This is a genomic window from Mesorhizobium sp. WSM4828 (genome assembly GCF_055811175.1).
This window is the reverse complement of sequence record NZ_JBVVQK010000001.1, coordinates 53,972-79,941: the sequence shown is the minus strand read 5'-3', so window position 1 is coordinate 79,941 and position 25,970 is coordinate 53,972. Positions and strand designations below refer to the sequence as shown.

30 protein-coding genes and 1 pseudogene are annotated in these 25,970 nt (G+C 63.1%); 23 read left to right on the top strand and 8 right to left on the bottom strand.

The features are described 5' to 3' along the window. Positions 1 to 22 precede the first annotated feature (22 nt). On the bottom strand, positions 23 to 292 hold the full coding sequence (locus AC0L2X_RS00470) for a hypothetical protein (protein WP_473552910.1): 270 nt from the start codon (positions 290 to 292) through the stop codon (positions 23 to 25). 257 nt (positions 293 to 549) lie between these two features. On the opposite strand from AC0L2X_RS00470, the gene AC0L2X_RS00465 reads away from it, so the two are divergent. From AC0L2X_RS00465 to AC0L2X_RS00425, 9 genes are read left to right on the top strand one after another with little or no spacing between them, the layout of a single operon-like run. Continuing rightward, entirely contained in the window at positions 550 to 1,656 is a 1,107-nt protein-coding gene (locus AC0L2X_RS00465; RefSeq protein ID WP_473552907.1) for an NAD-dependent epimerase/dehydratase family protein, read from the top strand. Beyond that, positions 1,653 to 2,732: an NAD-dependent epimerase/dehydratase family protein gene (locus AC0L2X_RS00460; protein WP_473552905.1), complete on the top strand. Its 1,080-nt coding sequence runs from the start codon at positions 1,653 to 1,655 to the stop codon at positions 2,730 to 2,732. Before AC0L2X_RS00465 ends, AC0L2X_RS00460 begins: the two co-directional genes overlap by 4 nt. Further along, positions 2,729 to 4,021 carry a TIGR04295 family B12-binding domain-containing radical SAM protein gene (locus tag AC0L2X_RS00455; RefSeq protein WP_473552902.1) on the top strand — a complete coding sequence of 431 codons (1,293 nt, stop codon included), beginning with the start codon at positions 2,729 to 2,731 and terminating at the stop codon, positions 4,019 to 4,021. Before AC0L2X_RS00460 ends, AC0L2X_RS00455 begins: the two co-directional genes overlap by 4 nt. Continuing rightward, complete coding sequence (locus AC0L2X_RS00450; RefSeq protein ID WP_473552900.1) at positions 4,006 to 5,106, top strand: glycosyltransferase family 4 protein; 1,101 nt, start codon at positions 4,006 to 4,008, stop codon at positions 5,104 to 5,106. The genes AC0L2X_RS00455 and AC0L2X_RS00450 overlap by 16 nt, the downstream gene beginning before the upstream one ends. A gap of 2 nt (positions 5,107 to 5,108) precedes the next feature. After that, positions 5,109 to 6,239 (top strand): CgeB family protein, encoded by a 1,131-nt coding sequence (locus AC0L2X_RS00445; RefSeq protein ID WP_473552898.1) that lies wholly within the window; start codon positions 5,109 to 5,111, stop codon positions 6,237 to 6,239. Next, positions 6,236 to 7,330, top strand: coding sequence for a CgeB family protein (locus tag AC0L2X_RS00440; protein ID WP_473552896.1), 1,095 nt, complete (start codon positions 6,236 to 6,238; stop codon positions 7,328 to 7,330). The genes AC0L2X_RS00445 and AC0L2X_RS00440 overlap by 4 nt, the downstream gene beginning before the upstream one ends. Beyond that, positions 7,327 to 8,436: a CgeB family protein gene (locus tag AC0L2X_RS00435; protein WP_473552893.1), complete on the top strand. Its 1,110-nt coding sequence runs from the start codon at positions 7,327 to 7,329 to the stop codon at positions 8,434 to 8,436. Before AC0L2X_RS00440 ends, AC0L2X_RS00435 begins: the two co-directional genes overlap by 4 nt. Before the next feature lie 23 nt (positions 8,437 to 8,459). Beyond that, a complete protein-coding gene (locus tag AC0L2X_RS00430) occupies positions 8,460 to 9,506 on the top strand; it encodes a UDP-glucuronic acid decarboxylase family protein (protein WP_473552891.1) in 1,047 nt (348 codons plus the stop codon). A 24-nt stretch (positions 9,507 to 9,530) separates the two neighbouring features. Continuing rightward, entirely contained in the window at positions 9,531 to 9,824 is a 294-nt protein-coding gene (locus tag AC0L2X_RS00425; protein ID WP_473552888.1) for a hypothetical protein, read from the top strand. Here the strand turns inward: AC0L2X_RS00425 and AC0L2X_RS00420 are convergent. After that, the gene (locus AC0L2X_RS00420; protein ID WP_473552886.1) at positions 9,761 to 11,593 is read right to left on the bottom strand and encodes a hypothetical protein; all 1,833 of its coding nucleotides are present in this window, start codon (positions 11,591 to 11,593) and stop codon (positions 9,761 to 9,763) included. The genes AC0L2X_RS00425 and AC0L2X_RS00420 overlap by 64 nt on opposite strands. A gap of 159 nt (positions 11,594 to 11,752) precedes the next feature. Between AC0L2X_RS00420 and AC0L2X_RS00415 the strand changes: the two genes are divergently transcribed. From AC0L2X_RS00415 to AC0L2X_RS00370, 10 genes and pseudogenes are all read left to right on the top strand, one after another. Further along, on the top strand, positions 11,753 to 12,856 hold the full coding sequence (locus AC0L2X_RS00415) for an inositol-3-phosphate synthase (RefSeq protein WP_473552885.1): 1,104 nt from the start codon (positions 11,753 to 11,755) through the stop codon (positions 12,854 to 12,856). Further along, positions 12,853 to 13,449: a histidine phosphatase family protein gene (locus AC0L2X_RS00410; RefSeq protein WP_473552883.1), complete on the top strand. Its 597-nt coding sequence runs from the start codon at positions 12,853 to 12,855 to the stop codon at positions 13,447 to 13,449. The genes AC0L2X_RS00415 and AC0L2X_RS00410 overlap by 4 nt, the downstream gene beginning before the upstream one ends. Positions 13,450 to 13,463: 14 nt before the next feature. After that, positions 13,464 to 14,567, top strand: coding sequence for a CgeB family protein (locus AC0L2X_RS00405; protein ID WP_473552879.1), 1,104 nt, complete (start codon positions 13,464 to 13,466; stop codon positions 14,565 to 14,567). Next, positions 14,567 to 15,367 (top strand): nucleotidyltransferase family protein, encoded by an 801-nt coding sequence (locus tag AC0L2X_RS00400; RefSeq protein ID WP_473552878.1) that lies wholly within the window; start codon positions 14,567 to 14,569, stop codon positions 15,365 to 15,367. The genes AC0L2X_RS00405 and AC0L2X_RS00400 overlap by 1 nt, the downstream gene beginning before the upstream one ends. A gap of 2 nt (positions 15,368 to 15,369) precedes the next feature. Then, positions 15,370 to 16,131, top strand: a complete 762-nt coding sequence (locus AC0L2X_RS00395; RefSeq protein ID WP_473552875.1) for a TIGR04290 family methyltransferase — start codon at positions 15,370 to 15,372, stop codon at positions 16,129 to 16,131. Then, positions 16,124 to 17,056: a glycoside hydrolase 5 family protein gene (locus AC0L2X_RS00390; RefSeq protein ID WP_473552873.1), complete on the top strand. Its 933-nt coding sequence runs from the start codon at positions 16,124 to 16,126 to the stop codon at positions 17,054 to 17,056. Before AC0L2X_RS00395 ends, AC0L2X_RS00390 begins: the two co-directional genes overlap by 8 nt. A 20-nt stretch (positions 17,057 to 17,076) precedes the next feature. Next, positions 17,077 to 18,141: a glycosyltransferase family 4 protein gene (locus AC0L2X_RS00385; protein WP_473552871.1), complete on the top strand. Its 1,065-nt coding sequence runs from the start codon at positions 17,077 to 17,079 to the stop codon at positions 18,139 to 18,141. Between the two features lie 7 nt (positions 18,142 to 18,148). Then, positions 18,149 to 19,138: a GNAT family N-acetyltransferase gene (locus AC0L2X_RS00380; protein WP_473552868.1), complete on the top strand. Its 990-nt coding sequence runs from the start codon at positions 18,149 to 18,151 to the stop codon at positions 19,136 to 19,138. Continuing rightward, positions 19,135 to 19,929: pseudogene (locus AC0L2X_RS00375) on the top strand (class I SAM-dependent methyltransferase); the annotation flags it as partial. The gene AC0L2X_RS00380 and the pseudogene AC0L2X_RS00375, both read left to right, overlap by 4 nt. 195 nt (positions 19,930 to 20,124) lie before the next feature. Beyond that, positions 20,125 to 20,349, top strand: a complete 225-nt coding sequence (locus AC0L2X_RS00370; protein ID WP_473553659.1) for a hypothetical protein — start codon at positions 20,125 to 20,127, stop codon at positions 20,347 to 20,349. A 185-nt stretch (positions 20,350 to 20,534) separates the two neighbouring features. Here AC0L2X_RS00370 and AC0L2X_RS00365 read toward each other — a convergent pair whose 3' ends face one another. Both AC0L2X_RS00365 and AC0L2X_RS00360 read right to left on the bottom strand, forming a co-directional pair. Then, positions 20,535 to 20,663: a hypothetical protein gene (locus AC0L2X_RS00365; protein WP_473552867.1), complete on the bottom strand. Its 129-nt coding sequence runs from the start codon at positions 20,661 to 20,663 to the stop codon at positions 20,535 to 20,537. Positions 20,664 to 20,713: 50 nt separating this feature from the next. Next, on the bottom strand, positions 20,714 to 21,277 hold the full coding sequence (locus tag AC0L2X_RS00360) for a sigma-70 family RNA polymerase sigma factor (protein ID WP_352488584.1): 564 nt from the start codon (positions 21,275 to 21,277) through the stop codon (positions 20,714 to 20,716). Between the two features lie 312 nt (positions 21,278 to 21,589). On the opposite strand from AC0L2X_RS00360, the gene AC0L2X_RS00355 reads away from it, so the two are divergent. The 3 genes from AC0L2X_RS00355 to AC0L2X_RS00345 all read left to right on the top strand — a co-directional run bounded on the left by AC0L2X_RS00355 (position 21,590) and on the right by AC0L2X_RS00345 (position 22,599). Then, the gene (locus AC0L2X_RS00355) at positions 21,590 to 21,793 is read left to right on the top strand and encodes a hypothetical protein (RefSeq protein ID WP_473552865.1); all 204 of its coding nucleotides are present in this window, start codon (positions 21,590 to 21,592) and stop codon (positions 21,791 to 21,793) included. A 125-nt stretch (positions 21,794 to 21,918) separates the two neighbouring features. Further along, positions 21,919 to 22,266 (top strand): DUF982 domain-containing protein, encoded by a 348-nt coding sequence (locus tag AC0L2X_RS00350; RefSeq protein ID WP_473552862.1) that lies wholly within the window; start codon positions 21,919 to 21,921, stop codon positions 22,264 to 22,266. Between the two features lie 33 nt (positions 22,267 to 22,299). Beyond that, positions 22,300 to 22,599, top strand: a complete 300-nt coding sequence (locus AC0L2X_RS00345; protein WP_473552861.1) for a DUF982 domain-containing protein — start codon at positions 22,300 to 22,302, stop codon at positions 22,597 to 22,599. 45 nt (positions 22,600 to 22,644) lie between these two features. Here AC0L2X_RS00345 and AC0L2X_RS00340 read toward each other — a convergent pair whose 3' ends face one another. The 4 genes from AC0L2X_RS00340 to AC0L2X_RS00325 all read right to left on the bottom strand — a co-directional run bounded on the left by AC0L2X_RS00340 (position 22,645) and on the right by AC0L2X_RS00325 (position 24,970). Beyond that, positions 22,645 to 23,139: a hypothetical protein gene (locus AC0L2X_RS00340; RefSeq protein WP_473552859.1), complete on the bottom strand. Its 495-nt coding sequence runs from the start codon at positions 23,137 to 23,139 to the stop codon at positions 22,645 to 22,647. 84 nt (positions 23,140 to 23,223) lie between these two features. Then, positions 23,224 to 23,859 carry a LysE family translocator gene (locus AC0L2X_RS00335; RefSeq protein ID WP_473552857.1) on the bottom strand — a complete coding sequence of 212 codons (636 nt, stop codon included), beginning with the start codon at positions 23,857 to 23,859 and terminating at the stop codon, positions 23,224 to 23,226. A 4-nt stretch (positions 23,860 to 23,863) separates the two neighbouring features. Continuing rightward, complete coding sequence (locus tag AC0L2X_RS00330) at positions 23,864 to 24,049, bottom strand: hypothetical protein (protein ID WP_473552855.1); 186 nt, start codon at positions 24,047 to 24,049, stop codon at positions 23,864 to 23,866. A 90-nt stretch (positions 24,050 to 24,139) separates the two neighbouring features. Next, the gene (locus tag AC0L2X_RS00325) at positions 24,140 to 24,970 is read right to left on the bottom strand and encodes an SIR2 family NAD-dependent protein deacylase (protein ID WP_473552853.1); all 831 of its coding nucleotides are present in this window, start codon (positions 24,968 to 24,970) and stop codon (positions 24,140 to 24,142) included. A gap of 183 nt (positions 24,971 to 25,153) precedes the next feature. Here AC0L2X_RS00325 and AC0L2X_RS00320 point away from each other — a divergent pair, with 183 nt between their 5' ends. Continuing rightward, a complete protein-coding gene (locus AC0L2X_RS00320) occupies positions 25,154 to 25,933 on the top strand; it encodes a heme-binding protein (RefSeq protein WP_473552851.1) in 780 nt (259 codons plus the stop codon). The last annotated feature ends 37 nt before the right edge of the window (positions 25,934 to 25,970 follow it).

The window sequence follows — 25,970 nt, the reverse complement described above, 5'->3', positions numbered from 1 at the left end:
GCAGCCGCTGTTGGCCGCGACCTTACTTCCGGCTGCGTTCGACGAATTTGTTGAAGCGGCTGGTTTTTCCGCCGCTGGTCTCATCCTGGTAGAGGAAGGCCAGTTCGTTCTCATCGAATATCCTGAAGAACTCATCCCATTCGACGGGGTCGAACGTCTCTTCAGGCTCGCCGAAGTCGATGCGCAGTATGCCGCCCTCGCCCTTGGTGCGCACCACCGCCGGCCGGCCGTCGCGATCCTCGGCCCAACGGCGGATTTCATCATGATCGGTGGTCGTCTTCGATTCAGACATTCCAATCTCCCTTCGATTCCACCGCACACCGCGAGATCCCGGTCCGCCTTCCTGCAACCAGCAGATGCATCGCCGGCCGGCATGTGCGCGCGGTTGGTCGACTATGGCTCCTAACACCAAGCGCGCTTCGATGTTCCCGTGCCCAAGGCAACGATGCTTTTCGCGAGCGCGGCGCTCCGGGAACTTTGTTGAAGCAAGGGAACAAACCTTTCGCCCGGAAGTTTGGGGCGGCAAAGCCATTCATATGAGGAGTTGTCGTGAAACGTATACTGGTCACGGGAGGCTGCGGTTTTATCGGCCGCCACGTCGCCCAGGAACTCGTTGAACATGCTTATGGAGTTTCAATTCTCGATGTGCTGCTGGACCAGGTGCATGGCGGCGAGGCAATCAGCCTGCCGGCGGGCGCCAAGCTGATCAAAGGCGACGTTCGCGATCGCGACGCCATCACAGAGGCGGTCGAGGATGTCGACGCGATCATTCACCTGGCGGCTGAAGTGGGCGTCGGCCAGTCCATGTACGAGATCGCCCGCTATGTCGGCGCCAACGACCTCGGCACCGCCACGTTGCTGGAGGCACTGATCAAACGGCCGATCGAACGGATCGTCGTTGCTTCCTCGATGAGCGTCTATGGCGAGGGTCTCTACGCCACGCCAGACGGCCGGCGCATCGACAATGCAAGACGGCAGCCGGACGACATCCGCAGCGGCCAATGGAATCCCCTGTCGCCGGAAGGTGAAGTCCTGTCGCCGCTGCCCACCGACGAGCAGAAACCGGTCGACCTCGCCTCGATCTACGCACTGACAAAATACGCCCAGGAACGCGCCGTACTGATCTTCGGCGAAGCCTATGGCGTCGACGCGGTGGCGCTGCGCCTGTTCAATGTCTTCGGCGCCGGACAGGCGCTCTCGAACCCGTATACCGGCGTGTTGGCGAACTTCGCCTCGCGCATCGCCAATGGCCAGCGGCCGCTGATTTTCGAGGATGGCGAGCAGCAGCGCGATTTCGTGCATGTGCGCGACGTTGCCCGCGCCTTCCGGCTGGCGCTGGAACAGCCCCAGGCACGCAGCCACGTCATCAACATCGGCAGCGGGCGAGCCTACGCGGTCAGCGACGTCGCCCGGCTGCTCGCCGAAGCAATGGGCGTGCCTGGCCGCCAGCCGGAAATCCTCGGCAAGGCACGCTCCGGCGATATCCGCAACTGCTTTGCCGACATCTCCAAGGCGCGCGAACTGCTCGGCTTCCAGCCGCAGTACCGGTTGGAGCATTCGCTCGGCGATTTCGTCGCATGGGTGCGCAACACCGTCGCCATCGATCGCAGCGCCGAGATGAAGCGGGAACTTGAAGCGCGAGGGCTGGTGTCATGAGACCGGATTCACACAATTTTCGCGAAGCGCCCGTCGCCATTATCGGCGGCAGCGGCTTTATCGGCTCCAATCTCGCCGACAGCCTATTGTCGGACGGTGAGCCGGTGCTGGTCATCGACAATCTGAGCCGTCCCGGCGTCGAGCAGAACTTGCAATGGCTGACGCAAAGGCACGGCAGCCGCCTCACCGTCGAAATAGCCGACATCCGCGACGCCGAGGCGCTGATGCCGCTGGTGGCTGGTTCGAAGGCGGTTTTCCACTTTGCCGCGCAGACCGCCGTCACCACGAGCCTGGTTCGGCCGGACGAGGATTTCGACATCAACCTGCGCGGAACGTTCAACGTCCTGGAAGCCGCTCGCCGCACCGGCAAGCGCATCCCCGTCGTTTTCGCCAGCACCAACAAGGTCTACGGCCGCCTCGCCGATCTCGCCATGCGCGAAGAGGACGCCAAATACGTGCCTCGCGACGCGGCCATCCGTGCGCACGGCATCGACGAGACGCGCGGCCTCGATTTCTGCACGCCCTATGGCTGCTCCAAGGGCGCGGCGGACCAATATGTCCTCGACTACGCCAAGTCATACGATTTGCCGACGGCGGTGCTGCGCATGAGCTGCATCTATGGCCCGCGCCAGTTCGGGACGGAGGATCAGGGCTGGGTCGCCCATTTCCTGCTTAGCGCCTTCTCCGACCGGCCGATCACCATTTATGGCGACGGCAAGCAGGTGCGCGACATCCTCCACGTTGCCGACGCGGTCGCGGCTTACCGCGCCGTGCTCGACCGGATCGAGGCGGTCAAGGGCCAGGCATTCAATCTCGGCGGCGGACCGGAAAACGCCGTCAGCCTGCGCATGCTGCTGAAGGAGATTCGCGACGTAACGAAACGGGACGTTCCGATTCGTTACGACCGCGAACGCACTGGCGATCAACCGTTCTTCGTCGCCGACACGCGCGCGATCGAGGCGGCGCTGGGATGGAAAGCGCACGTCTCGTGGCAAAACGGCATTCGCGACCTCGCCGACTGGCTGCAGCGTCATCGCCTCGACCCGCATCCCGAACCGGCGAGGTACGTGGCATGAAGGTCGCTCTGGTCAATCCGTCCTGGACGTACCAGGACAGCATCTATTTCGGCTGCCGCCAGCCGCATCTGCCGCTCGAACTCGGCTATTCGAAAGCGCTGCTCGAAGCCGCCGGCCACGATGCGCTGATGCTGGACGGGCAGATCCAGAAGCTCGACAACGCCGCGCTAGCCGATCGCGTCGCCGCCTTCGAGCCTGACATGACCGTCGTCAGCACCGCGCCGACCTACCTGTTCTGGCGCTGCGCACCGCCCGAGTTGCGCGTGCCGGCCGATTTCCTCAACCATCTTGCCGGGCGCGGCGGCCGCACCGTCGCCGTCGGGCCGCATGGTTCGGCGACGCCGACGCCGACTTTGCGCAAGCTCGGCGTTGACATCGTCGTGCGCGGCGAATGCGAGGAAGTTGTCGCGGAACTTGCCCGGCGCGAAGACTGGAGCGCTGTGCCGTCCACCGCCCATTTCAAGGATGGAGAACTGGTCTCGAACGGCGGCGTCCATGCCAGCTCGTTCATCGATCACCCAGCGCTCAAATGGCCGTCGGACTGGATTGCCGCGCATCAGCATCATCATCACCGCTTCGACGACGACCAGGTCGGTTTCGGGGCCGAGGTCGAGGCGTCGCGCGGCTGCCCGTATAATTGCAGCTTCTGCGCCAAGATCGATTTCCGCGATGCCTACCGCCGCAGGAACCACGAGGCGGTGATCGCAGAGATCGACCGGCTGATCGCACAGGGCGTCGGCTACATCTACTTCATCGACGAGATCTTCCTGCCGCAAAAGGCATTGCTGGAAGCGTTGGTCGATCGTGATGTGAAATTCGGCGTGCAGACGCGTATCGACCTCTGGAAGCCGGAACTGCTGAAACTGCTCGGCGCCGCCGGCTGCGTCTCGATCGAAGCGGGGCTCGAAAGCCTGACGGTGGAGGGCCGCGCCATGCTGGCAAAACGCTGCCGGCTGGGCACCGAGGAACTGGCCGCGTTGCTGGTCGACGCAAGGCGCCACGTGCCGTTCGTGCAGGCCAATCTGATCGGCGTGGTCGAGGACGACCCCGCGCTGGTCGACTATTGGCGAAAGCACCTGATCGACAACGGCGTTTGGGCCAACGAGCCGGTGCCGCTTTATCCCTATCCGAGTTCGCCGAGCTACCGCGAACTTTGGGGCGAGCCCGACGACCTCGCCTGGGAGCGCGCGCATGAACATTATCTCGCATCCTTCCGAACGTTCAGCGACATCCAGGAGAAGCGTCCGCGTCCGCTGGCCGAATTGGAGGCAACATGTTGCGGACACTGAGCCCGCCGCGGCGTATCCTGATGACTGTCGATGCCGTTGGCGGCGTCTGGCGCTATGCGCTCGATCTGGCCAGGCAACTGGTCGCCGGCGGCGACAGCGTCGTGCTTGCCGGGCTTGGTCCGCAACCGTCCACGCAGCAGGCCGAAGAAGCCCAGTCGTTCGCGGCGCTGACATGGCTCAACACGCCGCCCGATTGGATGACCCGCAACGAGCACGACCTCGACGCATTGCAGCAGGAGCTGCATCCACTCATCCGTGACTACGCTATCGACGTCGTCCATCTCAACGCGCCGACGCAGGCGGCGGGGCTCGATGTGCCCTGCCCGGTCGTGGCGGTGTCGCATTCCTGCGTGGTGACATGGTTCCACGCCGTCAAAGGACAGGCGGCGGACGGCGAATGGGCCTGGCAGAAGGACCGCAACCGGCGCGGTTTCGACAAAGCAGGCATTGTCGTTGCACCGAGCCGCAGCCATGCCGACATGCTGGAAACCTGCTATGGGCCGATCACGCGGCTGAGCGTCGTCGGCAACGGCGCGCGGCCCGGCCCCAAGAGCGAAAGACCAGAATCGGTCGTTTTCGCCGCCGCGCGCTGGTGGGACGAAGGAAAGAATGCGGCGGTACTGGACCAGGCCGCCTCCCTGACGCAGTGGCCGATCTTCGTTGCCGGCTCCTTGCAAGGCCCGGACGGCCAGCATGTTGGCTTCAGCCACGCCGTTCCCGTCGGGCCGGTGCCACACGAGGAAGTGCGCTTGCTGATGGCGCGGGCTGGCATTTTCGTATCGCCGTCGCTCTACGAACCGTTCGGCCTGGCCACGCTGGAAGCCGCGATGTCGAAAACGCCTTTGGTGCTCGCCGATATCTCGACCTATCGCGAATTGTGGGGCGGCGCGGCCATGTTCTACGACGCCCGCGATTCGGACGATCTCGCCAGATGCATCAACAGCCTTTGCAGCGACGCGCAGCGCCGCCGAGAACTCGGTGAGGCAGCGGCCCGCCGAAGCCGCAGATTTTCATTGGCAAGACAGGCGACCGCCATGCGCGGCGTCTACGACAAGGCGGCCCTGGCCACCATGGCGGATAGTTGATCATGCGGTTTTTATTCTACACCCATTCGATCGTTTCCGACTGGAACCACGGCAACGCACATTTCCTGCGCGGCATCATGCGCGAGCTGGTCGCGCGCGGGCACCAGGCGATTGCGCTGGAGCCCGCCGACGGCTGGAGCCGGTCGAACCTGCTGGCCGAGAAAGGGTCCTTCGCGATCGAGCGATTCCGGAAGGATTTTCCCGAGTTGATGCCGGTCACCTATGACGCCGCCTTCGACCACGAAGCCTGGATCTCCGATGCCGATGTGGTGATCGTGCATGAGTGGACCGCGCCGGACCTTGTCGCGCGGCTGGGCAGGGCGAAAGCAATTGGGGGGCGTTTCACGCTGCTGTTCCACGACACGCACCATCGCGCCATCTCGGCCACGCAAGCGATTTCCGCCTTGCGGCTTGAACACTATGACGGCGTGCTCGCCTTCGGCGAGGCGCTGCGGGAAAGTTATCTCCGCGCCGGATGGGGCAAGCGGGTCTTCACCTGGCACGAGGCAGCCGATGACCACCTGTTCCAGCCCTATCCTGAAATCGAGCGTAGTTCCGACCTTATCTGGATCGGCAATTGGGGCGACGACGAGCGCACTGCCGAAATCAGCGAGTTCCTGGTCGACCCGGTGCGTGAGCTCGGCCTGAGCGGAACCGTCCACGGCGTTCGCTATCCGCGCGAGGCGCTCGCCGACCTTGCGGCCGCCGGACTGCGCTACGAAGGCTGGATCGCCAATGCCGACGTGCCGAAGGCATTCGCGGCGAACCGCATCACAGTTCACATCCCGCGGCGTCCATATCGCGAAAGCCTGCCCGGCATCCCGACCATCCGCATGTTCGAAGCGCTCGCCTGCGGCATCCCACTCGTTTCGGCGCCGTGGTCCGATGTCGAACGTCTGTTCAGGCCGGGCACCGATTTCCTGTTTGCAAACACCGGTTTCGAGATGCGGCATCATCTTCGCGCCGTGCTGCGTGACGCGGATCTCGCCGCTTCTCTGGCGACATCGGGCCTCGAGACTATTCGCTCACGGCACACATGCCGGCACCGGGCGGATGAGCTGTTCGGCGTGCTCGCCGAATGCGGGCACCGCGAAGCCGCCGATACGATCCTTGCAAAGGAGGCCGCCGAATGAAGATCGCATTTTACGGGTCGAGCCTGCTGTCGTCCTATTGGAACGGCGCGGCCACCTATTACCGTGGACTGCTCAAGGCCCTGGCAAGGCTGGGCTATGACATCACCTTCTACGAGCCGGACGTCTACGATCGCCAGAAGAACCGCGATATCGAGGCGCCCGACTGGTGTGCCGTCGTCGTCTACGAGGCCACTCCGCATGCCATGATGCAGGTGGCGGCGCGGGCGGCGGAGGCAGATGTCGTCGTCAAGGCGAGTGGCGTCGGTTTCGCCGACGACGCGCTGTTGCGGGCGGTGCTCGATCACGCCCGTGCCGATGCGCTCACCGTATTCTGGGATGTCGATGCGCCGGCGACGCTTGGCCAGTTGCGCGACGAGCCCGACCATCCGCTGCATCGCGCGCTGCAGGAAATCGACCTCGTGCTGACCTATGGCGGCGGCGACCCGGTGGTCTGGGCCTATCGGGCAATGGGGGCGGCCGAATGCGTGCCGATCTACAATGCGCTCGATCCGGAAACGCATCATCCGGTCGGCAAGGATAGGCGCTTCGACTGCGATCTCGCCTTTCTCGGCAACCGGCTGCCGGACCGCGAGGCGCGCGTCGAGGCCTTCTTCCTCGACCCGGCCGGCCGCTCGGCCGATCAGCGCTTCCTGCTCGGCGGATCGGGCTGGGGCGACAAGCAGATGCCCGCCAATGTCCGATGGCTCGGCCATGTCGGCACGCGCGACCACAATGCATTGAACGTCACGGCCAAGGCGGTGCTGAACATCAGCCGCGACAGCATGGCGGCCAATGGCTTTTCACCTGCGACGCGCGTTTTCGAGGCGGCGGGCGCCGGCGCATGCCTCATCACCGACGCCTGGCTCGGTGTCGACCTGTTCCTGAAACCCGGCGAGGAAATCCTGGTCGCGCGCGATGGCGACGATGTCGCCGAAATCATGCAAGGCCTTAGCGCCGAACGGGCCAAGGCGATCGGGGCGTCGGCGCTTCGGCGGGTGCTTGGCGAACATACCTATACGACACGGGCCGTTTTGGCCGACGCCATCTTCAGGCGCCATTTCGAGCGTCCGACCGTGGAGGCGGCCGAATGACGAAGCCGCTCGACATCGTCTTTCTTGGCCTGTCGCTCTCCTCATCCTGGGGAAACGGCCACGCCACCACCTTTCGGGGGCTGCTCAAAGGTCTCCACGAACTCGGCCACCGCGTCACTTTTCTCGAACGCGATGTGCCGTGGTACGCAAGTCACCGGGACCTGCGCGATCCCGAGTTCTGCGCCCTGCGCTACTACGAAACGACCGATGATCTCCGCCGCAATTTTGCGCGCTGCCTGGGCGAGGCCGATATCGTGGTCGTCGGCTCCTTCGTTCCTGAAGGCCCTGAAATCATCGACGTCGTGGCATCGCTGTGCACGGGTCAGTTCTGCTTCTACGACATCGACACGCCGGTCACGCTGGCAAAGCTTTCAACCGATGATTGCGAGTATATTGCCAGGCGGCAGGTCCCGTATTTCGACGTCTATTTCTCCTTCACCGGCGGGCCGACGCTTGCCCGTCTGACGGCGGAATTCGGCGCCAGGCGCGCCGAGCCGCTCTACTGCTCCGTCGACCCGGAGCGGCATCACGGAACCGGCGATCCAATCCGCTGGGATCTCGGCTATCTCGGCACCTACAGCCTCGACCGCCAGGCGACGCTGGAGGCCCTGCTGTTCGAACCGGCGCGTCGCATGCCGGAGCGCCGCTTCGTCGTGGCAGGTTCGCAATATCCGCGCGAAATCGCCTGGCCGGACAATGTGGATCGCATCGAACACCTGCCGCCGGCAGATCACGCCGCCTTTTACAGCCGCCAACGCTACACTTTGAACATCACGCGCAGTTCCATGATCGCGGCCGGATGGTCGCCCAGCGTGCGACTCTTCGAGGCGGCCGCCTGCGGCACGGCGATCATCAGCGATAGCTGGGCCGGACTGGACAGCCTGTTTCCAGAGCGGACGATCCACACGGCGCGCAGGACCGAGGACGTAATCGGTATCCTGTCTGGGGAATCCGACGGCGCCCGGCTTGCCATGGCCAAGCAGGCGCGCGTGCTCATCCTGGCAGCTCACACAAGCATCGCAAGAGCCCGCGAATTCGTTTCGCTGCTGGCGCAGGCCAAATCGCCACGTTCTGTTCTCGATCTGGACGTCGAGAGCGCAGCATGACCCGCAGACGGGAGAAGATAGAGATGCAGCTATCAAGAAAGGCGCAACGGACCAGGACCGTGCTTGTCGCCGGCGGCGCAGGCTTCCTCGGTTCGCATCTTTGCGAGACAATGCTCCAGGCAGGCTGGCGCGTGATCTGCGTCGACAATTTCCTTACCGGCCGCATGGACAACATAGCATCGATCGCCGATCGTCCGGATTTTCGGCTGATCAAGCAAGACATTTGCCGGCCGTTGGAGCTTGGCGAACCGGTGGACCGCATCTTCAACATGGCATGCGCCGCCTCGCCGCCGCGTTACCAGGCCGACCCGGTGCACACGACGCGGACTTGTGTCATCGGGACGCTCAATCTGCTGGAGCTCGCCGCCTGCAACGGCGCCCGCTTCCTGCAGGCGTCCACCAGCGAAATTTATGGCGATCCCGAACAGCATCCGCAGAAGGAAGACTATGTCGGCCACGTGAACTGCATCGGCCCCCGCGCCTGCTATGACGAAGGCAAGCGCACCGCCGAAACCTTGTGCTTTGATTATTTGAGAATGGGAAAGGCCGATATCCGTGTCGCGCGCATCTTCAACACCTATGGTCCCAGGATGGACCCTGCGGACGGACGGATCGTTTCCAATCTGATCATGCAGGCACTCGAGAGACGGCCGCTGACGATATTCGGCGATGGACTGCAGACCAGGTCGTTCTGCTATGTTTCCGATCTGGTCGACGGCTTGATGCGGTTGATGGAGGTCGATCCCAATCCGCGGCAGCCCGTCAATCTGGGCAATCCGGGGGAGTTCACCATCTTGCAACTGGCGAGCCTGGTGAGAGGCATGACCGCAACCAAATCGGGCTTGAAATTCCTGCCGCTGCCGCAAGACGATCCTCGTCGTCGGCAACCCGACATTTCCCGCGCGAGGAAGCTTCTCGGCTGGTCGCCAAAAGTGCCGCTCAGGCAGGGTTTGATGCGCACAATCGGCTATTTTGCCGAGCTTGAGGCGGCGCAGATGATCGACAGAAGACGTCGAATTGCCCCCGCCGTGCGTTCTGCATCAGGCCGGCTGCAAAATCTGACGGCCTGATGGCGGGGAGCGTCTGGCCGCTGCTTGGTCACGACGGAAAGCGCCCTCGTTTCGGATTTGGTCACTTTTTCTCGTCGCGGGAACAACCCGTCCAGCTTCTGGTTCTGCCAAGGTACCGGCGTGGAGACGATTGTGCATCCCAAACGATCTGCCAAAGACATCGAGCAAATGGCCGCAAGAGAGACGGCTGCCTTCCTGCGGCGCGCCTCCATCACCTATCTGGAATGTTGCGTGAGTCTGATGCTGACGCATCTTCAGCGCGAGGAGGTAGCGGCCATCCTCGAAAAGGAAGCGGATATGCTGCGCCGGCTGGACTGATCCCGCTCGAGCGGCGGCAGGTCGCCTTGGCTTTCCAAGAAGCGAAGCAGCGCGGCAGCGTAACGTCTTGCCGCGGCCGCCAGCCGGATCTGTTCCCGATCATCGCCCGATCGCTGAGCCATGCTCCACAAGCCAAGCTGGAAGGCGAGATAGCAGGGCTCGTAGTAGTGGACCAGATTGGCATCGACGGGACGAGACGTAGTCGCCTCGACAGCTTTGCACACTGCCGCAGTCGCTGCATTGGAGAGGCTGTACTCGACACGGGCGCCGGCAATGTCCCAGGCGATGTCCTGGCAGCCGATCAGATCGTGCGATCGGCAATGGTCGAGGGCGTCCGTCTTGACGAGCGTTCCACTGCGCGAAACGATGAACTCCCACGGATGAAGCCGCCCGTCGATCTCGACCCGCTGCATGGTCTTGGGTGGAACCTGTTTCGAGGACCAGTTCCGCAACTCCGTGGCACGGCCTTCGCCAAGCGCCTCACTTGTATTCTGCACGGCCATGTCGGCAAGCGCCTCCAGCGAGGCGCCCGGCTCGGAGGCGGGCAGATTGGCTGCGCGCCAGGCCAGATAATGTCCGAGATGCGCGACTACTTTTTCTTTCGAAAGCCTTGCCCGGTCCAGCGTTGTTCCGTCGATCCAGCGTTCGACGAGAAAGCCATGGCACAGCCCGGCGACTTCCGGGCCAAAGCCTGCATCATGCAGCCTCCTTGCAGTCTCGGCCTTGTGCCTGCCGATTTCACCGAGGCCGACGAATTTGACCGACCATTTTTCCCGGGCCGCAGAAGCAAGAAACTTTCGCCGCTCGAAGCCACGGTGGACGGGGGGCCAATGATCCTGCGAGCCATAGTGCAAGTGACGCCACTCCCCGGCGGATGTTTCCGTCAGCTTGACCGCTGTGCTGCCGATCGTCCTGGCCACCCAATCCCGCAGCGCCGGGACAGCGGATCCAGTGGTGAAAGTCCGCTCGAAATCCGCCGTGTGTTTTTGGCAAACAGTCCACGCCTCACGGCCGTCCGCCGATGCTTCGGGACCCGGGCCACCCAAATGGCTGGGGAACAGATGGAAGCGCCTGGCACCGATGCCCAGCGCTTGTAACCATGTGACGACGGCGTGGAACGAGCTGCCGGACAGGCCTGGGCCCTCATCGACGACAGCGAAATGGGCCGACGGCCTTGTCCTCCAGCCGCCGATCAACTCTGGATCGGCGGCAAGCCGCCGGCGAAACGGATGACCGGCCGGTCGGACGCTGACGGGTGCCGGTGCGCCGATGGCCGCCGCCACCATCGCTGCCAGCCCCAGGCCGATGCTGCGGATGCCGATCACGCATGTGTTAGCATCGAGACCCGACTGCCGTGCGGCGACGAAATAGCTCTCCGGATAGAGCGCGTAATGGGCGTAGCCCTCGGCCGTGCCGATGAGGATTTCGCCATCGCAATCGAGTTCGGCCAGCATTCGCGGCACTTCGGCATCGACCGGGCCGTCGATAGCGAATCCGGCGTCCCACGATCTGCCCACGTCCCGGGCCAAGCCGACCAGGAGGTTCGCGCCCACGATCCGCTGCGGGGAAATCCTGTCCGTGCCGTTGGCCTCGAATTCCGCGTCGGCAAGGCCCTGGACCAATTCCGAAGCCTTGATGAACAGGCCGACCAGTGCTGCGTGCCGTCCGATCCCGCTTGGCATGTCCGCAATGTGCCCGGCCGCTTCGCAGGCCGAGGCGCGAACATATCGCGCGCTCCGCATTTGCTTGTGGTCGCCATAGACGATCATTGTCGGTCCCGGTTGGCCTCACTCCCAGCTGCACAAACTCGGTGGGCGCTACTTTGATCCACCATCGGTTGCACGATTTTTGCAGCCGGCAAGGAACAATCAGCGAGGCAGGTGGTTTGGCACGAAGAACTTACCTTCAACAGCATAGGCAGCGGTTTCGTGGGATCGAAGAAAGTTCGGATCGGAATAGTAGGCGTGGGCAACTGCGCCTCCTCTCTTGTACAGGGCATCACCTATTACCGCGACGCAAGGAGCAATGAACCCATACCCGGGCTGATGCATGCCGATCTTGGCGGCTACCACGTCAAGGACATTGAGGTGGTCTGCGCTTTCGATGTCGCCAAGGGAAAGGTCGGACGCGATGTGGCAGACGCGATCTACAGCGCGCCGAACAATACTTTCCGCTTTGCCAATGTCGCGCCTGTCGGCGCTCGCGTCGAACGCGGACCGACGCTGGACGGCATCGGCAAATATCTGCGCGACGAGATCGAGGAGGCCGACGAGCCGGTCGCCAACGTCGGCAAGATCCTCGCCGAGAGCGGCGCCGAAATCCTGGTGTCCTATCTGCCAGTCGGTTCGGAGGAGGCAACGCGCTTTTACGCCGAGTGCGCGCTCGAGGCGGGCTGCGCCTTCGTCAACTGCATACCCGTCTTCATCGCCTCGCGGCCGGAGTGGCGCCGACGCTTCGAGCAGCACGGCCTGCCGCTGATCGGCGACGACATCAAGAGCCAGGTCGGTGCGACGATCGTCCACCGGCTGCTCGCCAACCTGTTCCGTGAGCGCGGCGTGCGCATCGATCGCACCTACCAGCTCAATTTCGGCGGCAACACCGACTTCCTCAACATGCTGGAGCGCGAGCGGCTGGAATCGAAGAAGATCTCAAAGACGCAATCCGTGACCAGCCAGATCGACGTTCCTCTGGAGCCCGGCAATATTCACGTCGGGCCGAGCGACCATGTCCCGTGGCTGACCGACCGCAAGTGGGCCTATATCCGGGTCGAAGGCACGACCTTCGGCGGTGTGCCGCTGAATGCCGAGCTCAAGCTGGAAGTGTGGGATTCGCCCAATTCGGCCGGCGTCGTCATCGATGCGGTGCGTTGCGCCAAGCTGGCGCTCGATCGCGGTATCGCGGGCGCGCTGACCGGTCCCTGCAGCTATTTCATGAAATCGCCGCCCGAGCAGTTCACCGACGCGGAAGCCCGCCAGCGCACGCTCTCTTTCATCGCCGGCAAGGACGAGCCGATGCTCGATGCCGCGGAATGACGACGACGTTCTTTCTGGTGCGCCACGCCGCGCACGACAATGTCGGCCGTTATCTTGCCGGACGGATGGCTGGCGTGTGCCTCGGCGAAGCCGGCAAGGCACAGGCCTCGCACCTGGCAGACCGCATGGCACGCGAGGCGATAGCGGCAATCTTCTGCAGCCCGCGCGAACGCACGCAGGAGACGGCCAATCCGATCGCGCTCGCCTGCAATGCCGGTGAAATCGTGATCCGCGAGGAACTCGATGAGATCGACTTCGGCACCTGGTCGGGAAAGACCTTCGAGGAGTTGAACCAGGATGCCGACTGGCGGGTGTGGAACGACCAGCGCCAGCAGGCGAGAACACCGAGCGGCGAGACCATGCTGGACGTGCAGCAACGCGTCGTCTCGCTGATCGAGCAGGTCCGCGGCACTTACCAGAACCAGTGCGTTGCACTGGTCAGCCATGCCGATGTCATCAAGGCCGCCGTGTGCAAAGTGCTCGGCCTGTCGCTGGGGAACTGCTTTCGCTTCGATATCGACCCAGCGTCGATCACCACGGTTGTTTGGGGAGATTGGGGGTCGAAGCTGATTAGACTCAACGAAGCTGCCTGACGAGGAATTGCCGGATGCGCATGGTCATTTTCGGTCTTACCGTGACATCGTCGTGGGGCAATGGGCACGCCACGCTGTGGCGCGGATTGATCCGGGCGATGGCCGGGCTGGGCTGGTCCATCACCTTCTTTGAACGCAACACTCCCTATTATGCCGGGACGCGCGACCTCGACCAGTTGGATGGCGGCAGCCTTGTCCTTTACCCGGACTGGGAGGACGTCCAGCACGTTGCCGAGCAGGCGATGAACGAGGCCGATGTCGTCATCGTCACCTCGTATTGCCCCGATGCCGTGAGCGCGTCGCGCCTTGCCCACCAGGCCTGTCGCGGGCTGAAGGTGTTCTACGATCTGGACACGCCGGTGACGCTGGCCCGGATCGAACAAGGTGAGCCTCCGGGTTATTTCGGGCCGGAAGGGCTTCGCGATTTCGATCTCGTGCTGAGCTACACGGGAGGAACCGCGATCGACGCATTGAGGTCGATGCTGGGTGCACGCCGCGTCATGCCGCTCTACGGCCACGTCGATCCAGAGCGACACCGGCCCGCCCCGCCCAGGCCGGAGTTTGCCGGCGACCTTTCCTATCTCGGGACCTATGCGGCAGACCGCCAGGCCGGGGTCGAAAGGCTGCTGGTCAGTCCGGCTGCGCGCCTGCCGGATCGCCGCTTCATCATTGGCGGCGCACAATATCCGCAAGAATTCCCGTGGAGCGACAATATCTTCTTCGTCCGGCATCTGCCGCCGGCCGACCACCCCGCCTTCTTTTCATCTTCACGACTGACCCTGAACGTGACCCGCGAGGCGATGGCCGAACGGGGCTGGTGTCCTTCCGGCCGGCTGTTCGAAGCCGCCGCTTGCGGTGCTGCGATGGTGAGCGACACATGGCCCGGACTGGAGGCCTTTTTCCGGCCCGGTGAAGAGATCGTCGTGGCCAACAGCACCGACGACGTGGTCGCCGCGCTCGACCTGTCCGACGCCGAGCTTGACGCGATCCGCCGCCGTGCGCGCGAGCGGGTGCTGGACGAACACACCTCGGCGCGGCGCGCGAAGGAATTCGACCGCATCCTGTCCGATGCACTGCACGGCTCCACGCATGGCGAGCCGTTGAAGGAGGCAGTTTGATGTTGGGCATCGTGCCCGCAGCCGGACGGGGAAGCCGCATCCAGCCGCTCGGCTTTTCGAAGGAGCTTCTGCCGGTCGGCAGCCGCATCGACGGCAACACCGAGCGGCCTTGCGCGGTCAGTGAATATTTGGTGCGCCGCATGGTGCGCGCGGGGGCCGACAAGATCTGCTTCGTCATCGGCTCGGGTAAGTCGGATATCCTCGAATATTATTCTGCCGGCTATGCCGACGCGACTGCACTGTTTGTGGTGCAGCCCTCTCCGGTCGGCCTTTGCGACGCCATCTTCCGCACCGCGCCGCTCGTCGCAGCCGACGAGACCGTTCTGGTCGGGCTGCCCGATACAATCTGGTTTCCCGAAGACGGTTTCCTGGCCCTCCCGGACGACGGCCTGTCCTTCCTGCTGTTTCCGGTGGACCAGCCGGAGTTCTTCGATGCCGTCGTTGTCGACCAGGACGATCGGGTGAAGCAAATCCAGGTCAAGCAGCAGAATGCCCAATCGAACTGGATCTGGGGTGCGTTCAAGATGCCCGGCCGCACCCTTCACCGGCTCGCCGCGCTGTGGCGGGAACGGGACCGGTGCGACGAATACATCGGCACGCTGGTCAACGCCTATCTCGCCGCCGGAGGCGAAGCCTATGGCATCAAGGCAGGCAACGCCTATGTCGACGTCGGCACCTTCAACGGCTACCGCACCGCACTGCGGCTGCTTGAAAGCGCCGCCGGTACCAAGGACGACCAAGCCGCCATTACGCTGCCAGGCCACCAGCACGTTCCTATCCTCGCAGGCGAAGGAGGCTAGCCATGCTGCATTCCGATGCCGAAATCCGCCGCCGTATCGACGCGCTCGGCCCATGGTTCCACAATATGGAACTGGCCGGCATCGAAACCGCTCCCGACCATTTCCTTGGCAACTATCCGCTAATCAAATGGCGCAAATTCGCCGACGCGATTCCCGCCGATCTTTCCGGCAAGGCGGTGCTCGACATAGGCTGCAATGCGGGTTTCTATTCGATCGAGATGAAACGCCGCGGCGCCGGCCGCGTGCTTGGCATCGATTTCGATGAGGCTTACCTGGCGCAGGCGCGCTTTGCCGCCGAGGTAGCGGACTGCGACATCGAATTCCGGCAGCTCTCGGTCTACGACGTTGGCGCGCTGCGCGAGCGGTTCGACATCGTGCTGTTCATGGGCGTGCTCTACCACTTGCGCCATCCTTTGCTCGCTCTCGATCTGATCCGGGAGCATGTCGCCGACGACCTGATGATCTTCCAGTCGATGCAGCGTGGCAGCACCAACGTGCCGGCGCTCGAGCAGAACTATCATTTCTGGACTCACGACCTGTTCGACCGGCCGGAGTTCCCAAAGCTGCATTTCATCGAGCATCGTTACGCCGACGACCCGACCAACTGGTGGATTCCCAATCGCGCCTGCACCGAAGCCATGCTGCGCAGCGCCGGCTTCGAGATCGTGCTGCAACCCGAGCAGGAGGTCTATTTCTGCCGCACCGCCGACGCGCCGGCCGGCGGCGGCGCCGTCTACCCGTCGAAAGGACAGATAAATGATTGAAGCCGCGATGATCTGGAACGAGCCCAACAACAAATCCCACTGGGATCCCGAGCTCGACCCCGACTGGAGCCGCTTCGCCACCACGGCAATCCTGGCCGCCGACGCGATCGCGTCGGAGAATTCCGCCTTGACCAAAGTCCTTGGCGGGATCTCGCCGATCGATGCCGGCTTCATGACACGGATGAAGGAGTTCGGCGTGCTCGATCATGTCGACGCGGTCGCCGTGCACGGCTTTCCGCTCGACTGGAACCTCTGGCAGATCCACGAATGGCCGCAGAAAATCGGCGAGATCTCGGCTGTTACCGATCTTCCGGTATGGGTCAGCGAGGTCGGCGTGTCGACCTTCGGCGCCGAGGAGGTACAGGTCTGGGGCCTGCGCCGGACCGCGGAATTGCTGATCGGCAACGCACCGCGCATCCAATGGTACAGCCTCTACGACCTGCCGCGCGAGTGGGAAGCGACGACGCGCCATCGCGAGGCGGAAGGCTCTTCCTATTATCGCCATTTCTACATGGGCCTGCTTCGCCAGGACGGCACGCCAAAGCCCGCGCTCGAGGAGTTCCTGCACCATACCCCGGCAATGGGACTGGTGCAGTGGTTCCATTTCGAAGATCACCGGCTGGACGACGCCGTTGCCTGGATGAAACGCCTCGGCGTCACCAATCTGCGCACCGGGCTTTCCTGGGCCGACAGCTTCAGGCCGAACGCGCTTGACTGGTTCGACAGGCAGATGGAGGCGTTGGCCGACTTCGACGTGACCGTTACTTTCTGCTTCACGCCGGAACACCGCGGAATGATGCCGCACCACAGCAGCCCGCCGCTGGTGCCGGAGGAATTCGCCGAGTTCTGCGCGGCAATGACGCGCCGCTATGCCGGCAGCATCGCTGCCCCTTCCGTCGGCAGGCTGCGCGCCTCCGCAGCGTGAGGAGCTTCGGCTCTCCAGCCATGACGCTCACCGTCCTCAACGTCGCCTATCCCCTCGCCCCGGTCGGGCCGGATGCGGTCGGTGGTGCCGAGCAGGTGCTTTCGATGCTCGACCAAGCGCTCGTACAGGCCGGACACCGCTCGATCGTGATCGGCTGCCAAGGCTCGAGCGCTGCGGGTGTGCTCATCGAGACGCCGGCCGAACCGGGCGTGCTCGATGAAGCGGCGAAGCGCCGGGCGCAGCGTGCTCATCGCGCCGCAATTGCTACCACGCGCGCTCGCTGGCCGATCGACGTGGTCCATTTGCACGGTATCGATTTCGACGCCTATCTGCCGGGCGACGGGCCAACTTTGGTGACCCTGCATTTGCCGCTCGACTGGTATCCGGCCGACGCTCTCAATCCGGCGCGGGAGGACCTGTGGCTGCATGCGGTATCGGCGGCTCAGGAAAGAACCGCGCCGCCGGGCGCCAGGCTCATCGAACCGATCCCAAACGGAGTGGACATCAACGCGCTGAGCGAACCGCAGGCCAAACGCGACTTTGCCCTCGTGCTCAGCCGCGTCTGCCCGGAAAAGGGCATCCATCTGGCACTGGACGCAGCCAAGAAGGCCGGTGTGCCGCTGGTGGTCGGCGGCAAAGTCTACCCCTACGAAACCCACACCGCATATCTTCGCGACGAGGTCGAACCCCGGCTGGACGGTCGGCGCCGCTTCCTAGGTCCGCTCGGCTTTGTCGCCAAGCGCCGCCTGCTGAACACAGCCCGCTGCCTGGTCATCCCGAGCCTTGCCGCGGAAACCAGTTCGCTCGTCGCCATGGAGGCGCTCGCCTGCGGCACCCCCGTGGTGGCCTTCCCGAATGGCGCACTGCCGGATGTGGTCGAGCACGGCAAGACCGGGTATCTGGTCGCGGATGTCGACGAGATGGCCGAAGCCATCGCTGCCGCACCCGGCCTGAACCCCGAGACCTGCCGGGCCGAGGCGCGGCGGCGCTTTTCACTCGACCGCATGGTTTCCTCCTACATGGACGCCTATCGGGCGCTCGCACGGCTCGGCACAGACAGCGGGCAGCTCGCGACGGCGAGGTGAGCGGGACATGCTCCGCAGTGAGATCATCGACGATCCGGCGGACCTCGAAGCCCTCGAGTCGCACTGGTGGGAACTCTGGTCGCGCAGTCCCTCGGCGACGCCGTTCCAGTCTCCCGCATGGCTACTGCCGTGGTGGCGGACATTCGCTCCCGGCGAGCTAGCGACGGTCGCCGTCTGGCGTGGCGACGATCTGGTCGGGCTGGCGCCACTCTATCTGGAACGCCACGACGCCGGCGCGCGATTGCTTCCGCTCGGCATTTCGTTGAGCGACTATCTGGATGTCCTTTGCATTCCCGAAACCGCCGAACCGGTGGGCGCCGCCATCGCCGGTGCCGTTTTCTCCGTCGGCTGGTCACAGTGGATCTTGCAGGACCTGCCTCCCGGCGGCGCCGGCCTTGCCATCAGGCATGCCGCGCTCGAATCGTGCCAAGCCATCGGTCACGCCGCTTGCCCAGTGCTCGCCCTCGCCGGCGACCAGACGCTCCAAGGCTGCGTTCCGGCGCGGCGGAGGCGCCAGTTGCGCCGCGCCCACAGGGCCGCGTCGAGACGCGGCAGGGTCTCCATCGAACCCGCTTTGTCCGATCCGCAGACATTCCTCGATCACCTGATCCACCTTCACCGCGCGCGCTGGGCCGGACACGGCGACGGCGTTCTGTCCGATACCCGCGTGGAAGCATTCCACCGTCAGGCGCTGCCGCAGCTGGTCGCACAAGTGCTTGCCCGATGCTGGCTTATCACGATCGGTGACGCGATCGTGGGCGCCTATTACGGGTTCCATCATCGTGGCAGCGCCTACGCTTATCTCGGTGGCTTCGATCCGGCCTATGCCGAGGAAAGTCCTGGCGCGCTGCTCATCGGCCAGGCGATAAGGCAGGCGATCTGCGAAGGCGCGGAAGAGTTCGATTTTCTGCGCGGACAAGAGGCTTACAAATACAGCTGGGGCGCCGTCGACCGGTGGACGATGCGCAAGATCTGGACGCGGAGCAAAGGGCGATGAGCGCGACCCAGCCGGGATCTCGGCGGTCGACATCAGCAAGGCGGGTGCTGGAGGACTGCATGGCAGACGGTGCTGGCGTCGAAGCCGTCATCGCCAGGCTGGCTCTCCGTTTCGAGACAGCAATCGAAGCCGCAGAACTAGCGAAGATTGCGCAAAACACGCACTCGGCCGATCCGCGAAAGACGGCAAAACTGCAACGGATTGCGGACCTGCTTCAGCGCAGGCCCGAGATCTTCGCCACGCTGCGCAAAACGGGTGCTGCCGTTCGGCACGAGCGCGGCGAGGGAGAGACTGACGATGCGGTCGTCAAGCGGCTGGCGGCCGGGTTTGACGCGGCGGCGGCGATCTCCCCGGCGGCGAGCGTCCAGCTGTCATCGCTGGGCGATGAGGAAAAGCTCTCGGCCGCGACGGCTGAGATCGTTGCATGGCTGGAGAGGCGGGGCTTTACCGGCACCAGCCGCGACATACTGGATATCGGCTGTGGTATCGGTCGGTTCGAACAAGCGCTCTCCGCTCTGTCGCACCGGATCGTCGGCAGCGATATATCCCCAGCGATGATCTCGATCGCCCGCCGGCGATGCGCCGGGCTCGGCAATGTAGAATTCCACCCTACTCGCGGTTTCGATCTTGCCGATTTTCGCGATGCCAGCTTCGACCGCGTGCTGGCCGTCGACAGCTTTCCCTATCTGGTGCTGGCCGGCCTCGCGGAGCACCATTTCGTGGAAATCGCGCGCGTGCTGAAGAGGCCGGGCATGGCCGTGCTTTTGAATTATTCATATCGCGGATCGCCAGCGCTGGATCGCGCCGATGTCCATGACTTCGCCAATGCAAATGGCATGCAAGTCCTCATCGACGGCGAAAAGCCGTTCCGGCACTGGGACGGCGATGCCTTCCTGCTTACGATTTCCAGCGGAACATTGCGGCCCAACGCTGGTTCGGATGCCGAACGGGATAAGCCGCTATTCGACAGTATGAAGGAGGACAAGATGGCGTCCGGCAGCAAGAAGCACATCGGTCGCGGCAGTCACGGCAAAGGCGCTGGCGCTGGCGCTGGCGCGATTACCGATCTTCCCAAGGACAAGATCGGAGAGAACGCCGTTCTGTCCAACAGAGACAAGAAGCAGCACACCAAGGAGCGTGGGCTCGACGGCAATCGGGTCAAATCTGAGCAGTACCAGGATCATTCAGCGGATCGGCGGCCTGAAGACTGATCGTTGCGGCAGGCATGTGGCTTGCAGCCAGCAATTGAAACGCAGCGAGAGCCCCCACTGCTGAGGAAGCTGTGCAAGGACCGAAGCCGGTCGCATGGATACCTGCAAATTCTTGCAAACTCGCACTGTTGCCACCAGAGTGAGGTGAAGGGACCAACATTTGCCAAGAGAACGCGATGTCTCGCTCAAGGGAAGATTCCGTCAGCACGCGTGCCGATCTGACGATAGACCGGGAAATCGCTTCCCTGCTTGCGGCCATCGAACAGGAAAGGGTTCCTGACCGGCTGACCAAACTTGCAATCGAATTGCAGCATGCGCTTGTCGAAAAGCGCTTGCGCGAGACCAGTAACTAACGTGACGTGTATTAGCGGCGCCTCTCGGCTTCGAAGTCCAGTTGTCCTTCTGACAGATAGCTGCGCCTTTCCATCAGGGTTTGCGAGGAACTTTCGCCAAGGTATTCCAGCACGCCGGCGCGTGCCCTGTTGAGCCGGCTCTTCACGGTTCCCACCGCGCAACCGCATATTTCGGCCGTTTCCTCATAGCTGACGCCCAGCACGCCTATCAGCATCAGAACCTCGCGCTGGTGCTCGGGAAGGCTCTGGATGGCCTGGTGGACTTCCTTGCCCTGTACGGACCATTCCTGCGTCGCTTCCGAGATCGGCCGCAGCGAAGCGCAGTCGAGCAGGCCGGGCGCTTCCCTCACCGCGGCCCTGACACGCGTGTAGTAGGTGTTGCGCATGATCGTGAAGAGCCATGACTTCATGCGCGTTCCGGCTTCGAACTTGTCAATGTTGGCCAGGCCCTTGGTCAGCGTCTCCTGGACCAGGTCGTCGGCATCATCGGGTGTGCGGCAGAAGGTACGGGCGAAAGCCCTCAAAGCGGGTATGAGGTCGACGATGGAAACTTCTTCGGTTTCGCGAGTCGCCAAGGCGTAGGCTGTGGGTGGCAATGGTCCAGCTCCCGTCCAGAATGAGTTCGTGAGCGCAGACCAGTTAAATGCATTGGGCGAAAGATCGTTCCGGTTGGCGAAAATCACCCGGCTCCAGAAACCGGAGAGGGCTTGGCTGGGCAATCCCGGCCGACGGCGGCATTTTTGACGGAACAACCAGCGGGATCGCCGAGTTCAAATCAAGGTCGTCCGACAAGTCGGGCGCCGCCATTTGGCGCATCGGAATGCGATCTTGCAGCGAGCCTTGGCGCCACCTCAAGGACGGCCCACCTCAAGAAACAGGAGGACTCCATGACAGGAAACAAGCACGCAAAAGGCAAAACGTCGGCCGATAGCGATCTTGCCAACGATCCCGGCATCGGCAGTTCCAGGGGCACGATCAAGGAGGGCGACCGGCTCGACCAGGGCAACAACACGTTCGAAGGCGATGTCGAGAACGACACCACGCCGCAAGGCGGTATCAATCCCCGGCAAAAGATGCGGACCAAAAAGTGACGCCAGGACCGGCTGCGCACGATCGAAAAAACCCGCTGCAACCCGTGCAGCAATCCCGCGTTAAAGAGCATGGGCCTCGTGTCCACTTTGCGCGTTGACCCGGCGGCTCTTTCGCGGAGACACAGATGACAAAAAGATCGTTTGGCCGCCCCGTTCCAATTCTCGTCGGCCTTGGTTTCCCTCGCCATGTCGAAAATATCTGGCAGGCCTATGACGTCTTAAACGAATGGCCGAGCCGCGGTCCGGCGCACAAGGCGGCGTTCGACGCCTGTCGCGCCGGGTTGGCCGATGAGGTCGATGCCGAGACGGTACGCGCGGCGTTCGACACTTTCGCGCGCAAGGCGGGTATTTTGGCCTACGATATCGCAGCCGAAACACCAGCACGCGCCACAACACCTGCGAAGGCGCACGACGTTTGGCTGAAGCGCCCATCGGACGGCCCTGTAGACCCTGGAGACACCCAGCTTACTTGAAGCGGCCAGCTTGCTTGAACCGGGAGGAATACGGTGCCGAGAATAGAGTTCGATACACCTGTTTGCATCTATTTCGGCAAGCCCGGCCGATCGCGATTGGTCAGTTCCGTTTTCGAAGCAATATATTGCCTGAAAAGCGAGAAATGGCCGGCGCGCAACGCTCCGCTGGCGCTGGTAGCCGCTGATGTATTGAACCGCGCCCGGACCGGTCAAATCACGGCCGCCGAAGCACGCCAGGCATTTGTCGACGCCACTTGGGAGGCGAACATTCTTGTCGAAGGCGAGCCGCATGACGCGCGTGCCCCGACAGCCCTCATGTCGGACAGCGGATGAACCGGCAGGGGCTGCCTTCCCGCAGTTCCGTCCAGGCCAACCCTATCACGAATGGCTCGCGCCCTCGCCCTCCTTCTCCCGCTTTTGCCTGAGGATTTCGTCCGTTCCGACCAGCTTCTTCGATCCGCCGGGGATCGCAGTGGAGACGACCGCCGGCGGGTCGCTTGCCGGGAAGGAATCTTCCAGGCCTGCCTGCAACTGGTCTTCCAGCGTTTGCGGCTCTTCCGATCGGCCGGACGTCCTGCGGGCGTCCAACTTCTCCAGCGGCTGTGTCATGTCCGGTGAAGACCTGACTTCTCGAATCCAGCCATAGAGCTGTTCGATGGCAAATTCCTTCATCGTGTCGAAATCGGCCTTTTCGTCACGCGATGCCTCGATTTGGTCGACCATAGTCTTCTCGAACCGGTCGAGGCTGTCGCTTCCGCAGGCGCGGCAGAGACGGACCAACGCCTCGCGCAATATGAGCGGCGCAAAGTGCGCCGTCGCCTCGAGCCTGAGCTGCTGCAAACGCTCCGGGGTGGCGGCTTGGAACTTCGACATGTTCGACCTCTCGCCTTGTGGAGCATGTCAACGAAAATTGTCGATGGATGTTCCATCAGTGGCGGCCGCCGCATAGCTCGATCCTCAGCGGTGCGCGCCACCACCGACTGCCATGCGGATACCGAGACCGACGACGAAGCAACCTGCCACCCGCTGCTGCCAGAGCCTTACCTTCGGCCTTTTCATGATCCAGGTCCCGAGCGTGCCGGATGCGAGTGCATAGGTGCCCAGCACCAGCACACCGGTCATTTTCTGGGTGCCACCGAGCAGCAGCAATTGCAGCGTGACCGATCCGCGAGCAGGATCGACGAACTGCGGAAGGAAAGCCACCATGAAGGTTATCGGCCAGGGATTTATCAGATTGGCGATCATTCCTTCGCGTGCGGCTACAACCGGTCTGACATTGTGCGGCTCCTCGACGGCCACGCTGGCTGACGGCAACAACACCAGACGCGATCCAAGCCAAACCAGATAGGCTGCGCCTGCCCAGCGAAGCATGGCAAAGGCAAGCGGCGATGCCTGGACGAGCGACGATATGCCGAGGGCAAGGAGCGGCAACTGGACCATGCCGGCGCCGAAGGTCATTCCCAGGACGGTGAACAGGGCAACATCACGGCCCTGCCCGATGCCGCGCGCAATCACTAGCAGACTGTCGGGCCCCGGCGGCATCTGCATCAGGATGACCGTTCCGACAAATGCCGTCCACGAAGCGGGATCCATGCCGCTACTTCGCCCCGGTTTCGTAAGATGCCTTCGCGCCGTCCTTCAACCGGCCGGCATCTCGTATCATCTTGAGCGCTTCGTCCCTCGTCAGGCCGCACCTGCGGGCAAAAAACTCGATCTCATGGGCCAACTCGGCCGGCAGGTCGTCTTTTGCATGCATTCTTCGCTTGTGTTTGCGCGCGCCCATCGAGGCTCGGTCCCGGATGCGTTAGTCCTCCCGAACTCACATCGGATCAGCCAGTTCCCACTCCCTGACCAATTTGCTTGCGCAAGTTTCTCACGCGCGGTCTGGCCGGCCGACCCTGTCCATGAGTTCGTTCAGGAATGCGAGCAGCGCGTCTTCGGGATCGTCGGCCTCTTCGGTCAGCATATCGATGCCCCAGTGGCCTAGGACAGCCTCCTGGACGATGCCCGGCTGCGGCATAAAGATGAAGGATTTCGGACGGTTCTTCTCGTAGCCGGAGCGGCGCCAGGTCTGCCAAAGCCTGTGCAACAGCAGACGAATGTTCATGTCCGACATGCTGTAGCCGATGAACAGGATGGTGCGCCCGAGCGCGTCGGCCCGAAATTTCACATCGAGCGGCGAATCGAACGAAAGCCGTTCAAAATAATCGGTCTCCGCCAGAACCAGCGATTTGTCGTCGTCGAAATCGCCGTGGAATTTTATGATCTGCGTCACCTCGCTAGTGGCCTTGGGCAAATCCTTGGCATTGGCCACCTTCACAAAAGGCCGGCCATGTATCTCGAAGGCAACCTCGAGGTTGCGATCATAATTGGTGGTGTAGATGATCGGAAAATCGAGCGATACGATGAGCTTGTGGATCGCCGACCGCAGCACTTCTTCCCGCGAGACGCTCCATTCACGATCCATCCAACTGCGCAAAGGGCCGAGGCTCCCCTGCTTCAGCCGGTAATATTCGGCAAGGGCCTGATAGCTGGCCTCAGGCGCGCCGATCATGTCCTCGTGAAGGCCGAGCTCGTTTTGCATATGTTCGATGAGCTTTTGCCAAGACGGCAAGCCGACGCTCATCGACACCCCGGCTCCAACGAACAGGATCGCTCGTCGCTCTTTTACCGATTGAGCCAGTTGCTCGACTGCAGACAGCATTCGACACAACTGTCAGAAGTGCTGCTCTGTTCCGACGGCGCCTGGACTGCCAACACCCAGATCGGCTGTTCCGAGCTCCGGTCCCTGCGGTTTGGCCGACCGAATCCGATATTTATTTCATTCTCTTTGGCACTTCTGCGCCTCCTACGCGTTGGAGAGTGTTCAACAAAGACGGCGCAGCTAATGGATCGCCAGCGGATTGCCTCAGTAGCATTATGTCTGTTCCTGCTTACGATCGGCGCCATCCAGCAAAAGGCTTGGGCCCAGGCACCCTGCCCGGCCGACCACGACAAATTGTTGGCCGCTCTCAAGGCCAACGTCAAAGCCAGCGGCGGCCCCGGCAATGGCGGTTTCGACACTAATGAATGGGCGGCAGTCGTGGCTCGCGACGGAACGGTCTGCGCCGTCGCGTTCAGCGGGCCTACCGCCGATGCCCAGTGGCCCGGCAGCCGGCTGATCGCCGCCGAAAAAGCCAATACCGCCAACGGGCTCAGCCTCGCCCAGATGGCGTTGTCGACCGCGAACCTCTATGCGCCGGTGCAGCCTGGCGGGCCTCTATTCGGCCTGCAGGCCACCACTCCGGTCAATCCAGCGGTGGCCTATGCGGGCGACCCTTCGACATTTGGAAGCTCCAGCGATCCGATGCTGGGAAAGCCGATCGGCGGTGTCGTCGTGTTTGGCGGGGGCCTGGCTCTCTACGACGGCAAGGGGATCGTCGGGGCTCTCGGGATAAGCGGCGATTCTTCCTGTGCCGACCACAATGTCGCCTGGCGCGTGCGTGCCGCACTCGGGCTTAACAAGGTACCGGCCGGCGTCAACCCAAACCGCAAGGACGCTATCATTTACGACCTCGATCCCGGCGGCAAGAGCCCTTCCGGATGGGGGCATCCATTGTGTGCCGGAACCGAAGCGGACGTGGCTGCCGAGCTCGGCGCCGGCGTCGGCGGCTCGATACGCAAATGAGGAAAGCGCGACAGGTGGCAAGAATCAGCGTGTCTAA

Coding starts and splice junctions, on each gene's coding strand:
- AC0L2X_RS00470 (WP_473552910.1), bottom strand. CDS start 292: ATGTCTGAATCGAAGACGACCACCGATCATGATGAAATCCGCCGTTGG.
- AC0L2X_RS00460 (WP_473552905.1), top strand. CDS start 1,653: ATGAGACCGGATTCACACAATTTTCGCGAAGCGCCCGTCGCCATTATC.
- AC0L2X_RS00455 (WP_473552902.1), top strand. CDS start 2,729: ATGAAGGTCGCTCTGGTCAATCCGTCCTGGACGTACCAGGACAGCATC.
- AC0L2X_RS00450 (WP_473552900.1), top strand. CDS start 4,006: ATGTTGCGGACACTGAGCCCGCCGCGGCGTATCCTGATGACTGTCGAT.
- AC0L2X_RS00445 (WP_473552898.1), top strand. CDS start 5,109: ATGCGGTTTTTATTCTACACCCATTCGATCGTTTCCGACTGGAACCAC.
- AC0L2X_RS00440 (WP_473552896.1), top strand. CDS start 6,236: ATGAAGATCGCATTTTACGGGTCGAGCCTGCTGTCGTCCTATTGGAAC.
- AC0L2X_RS00435 (WP_473552893.1), top strand. CDS start 7,327: ATGACGAAGCCGCTCGACATCGTCTTTCTTGGCCTGTCGCTCTCCTCA.
- AC0L2X_RS00430 (WP_473552891.1), top strand. CDS start 8,460: ATGCAGCTATCAAGAAAGGCGCAACGGACCAGGACCGTGCTTGTCGCC.
- AC0L2X_RS00420 (WP_473552886.1), bottom strand. CDS start 11,593: ATGATCGTCTATGGCGACCACAAGCAAATGCGGAGCGCGCGATATGTT.
- AC0L2X_RS00410 (WP_473552883.1), top strand. CDS start 12,853: ATGACGACGACGTTCTTTCTGGTGCGCCACGCCGCGCACGACAATGTC.
- AC0L2X_RS00405 (WP_473552879.1), top strand. CDS start 13,464: ATGCGCATGGTCATTTTCGGTCTTACCGTGACATCGTCGTGGGGCAAT.
- AC0L2X_RS00400 (WP_473552878.1), top strand. CDS start 14,567: ATGTTGGGCATCGTGCCCGCAGCCGGACGGGGAAGCCGCATCCAGCCG.
- AC0L2X_RS00395 (WP_473552875.1), top strand. CDS start 15,370: ATGCTGCATTCCGATGCCGAAATCCGCCGCCGTATCGACGCGCTCGGC.
- AC0L2X_RS00390 (WP_473552873.1), top strand. CDS start 16,124: ATGATTGAAGCCGCGATGATCTGGAACGAGCCCAACAACAAATCCCAC.
- AC0L2X_RS00385 (WP_473552871.1), top strand. CDS start 17,077: ATGACGCTCACCGTCCTCAACGTCGCCTATCCCCTCGCCCCGGTCGGG.
- AC0L2X_RS00380 (WP_473552868.1), top strand. CDS start 18,149: ATGCTCCGCAGTGAGATCATCGACGATCCGGCGGACCTCGAAGCCCTC.
- AC0L2X_RS00370 (WP_473553659.1), top strand. CDS start 20,125: ATGGCGTCCGGCAGCAAGAAGCACATCGGTCGCGGCAGTCACGGCAAA.
- AC0L2X_RS00365 (WP_473552867.1), bottom strand. CDS start 20,663: ATGCTGCAATTCGATTGCAAGTTTGGTCAGCCGGTCAGGAACCCTTTC.
- AC0L2X_RS00355 (WP_473552865.1), top strand. CDS start 21,590: ATGACAGGAAACAAGCACGCAAAAGGCAAAACGTCGGCCGATAGCGAT.
- AC0L2X_RS00350 (WP_473552862.1), top strand. CDS start 21,919: ATGACAAAAAGATCGTTTGGCCGCCCCGTTCCAATTCTCGTCGGCCTT.
- AC0L2X_RS00340 (WP_473552859.1), bottom strand. CDS start 23,139: ATGTCGAAGTTCCAAGCCGCCACCCCGGAGCGTTTGCAGCAGCTCAGG.
- AC0L2X_RS00335 (WP_473552857.1), bottom strand. CDS start 23,859: ATGGATCCCGCTTCGTGGACGGCATTTGTCGGAACGGTCATCCTGATG.
- AC0L2X_RS00330 (WP_473552855.1), bottom strand. CDS start 24,049: ATGGGCGCGCGCAAACACAAGCGAAGAATGCATGCAAAAGACGACCTG.
- AC0L2X_RS00325 (WP_473552853.1), bottom strand. CDS start 24,970: ATGCTGTCTGCAGTCGAGCAACTGGCTCAATCGGTAAAAGAGCGACGA.
- AC0L2X_RS00320 (WP_473552851.1), top strand. CDS start 25,154: ATGGATCGCCAGCGGATTGCCTCAGTAGCATTATGTCTGTTCCTGCTT.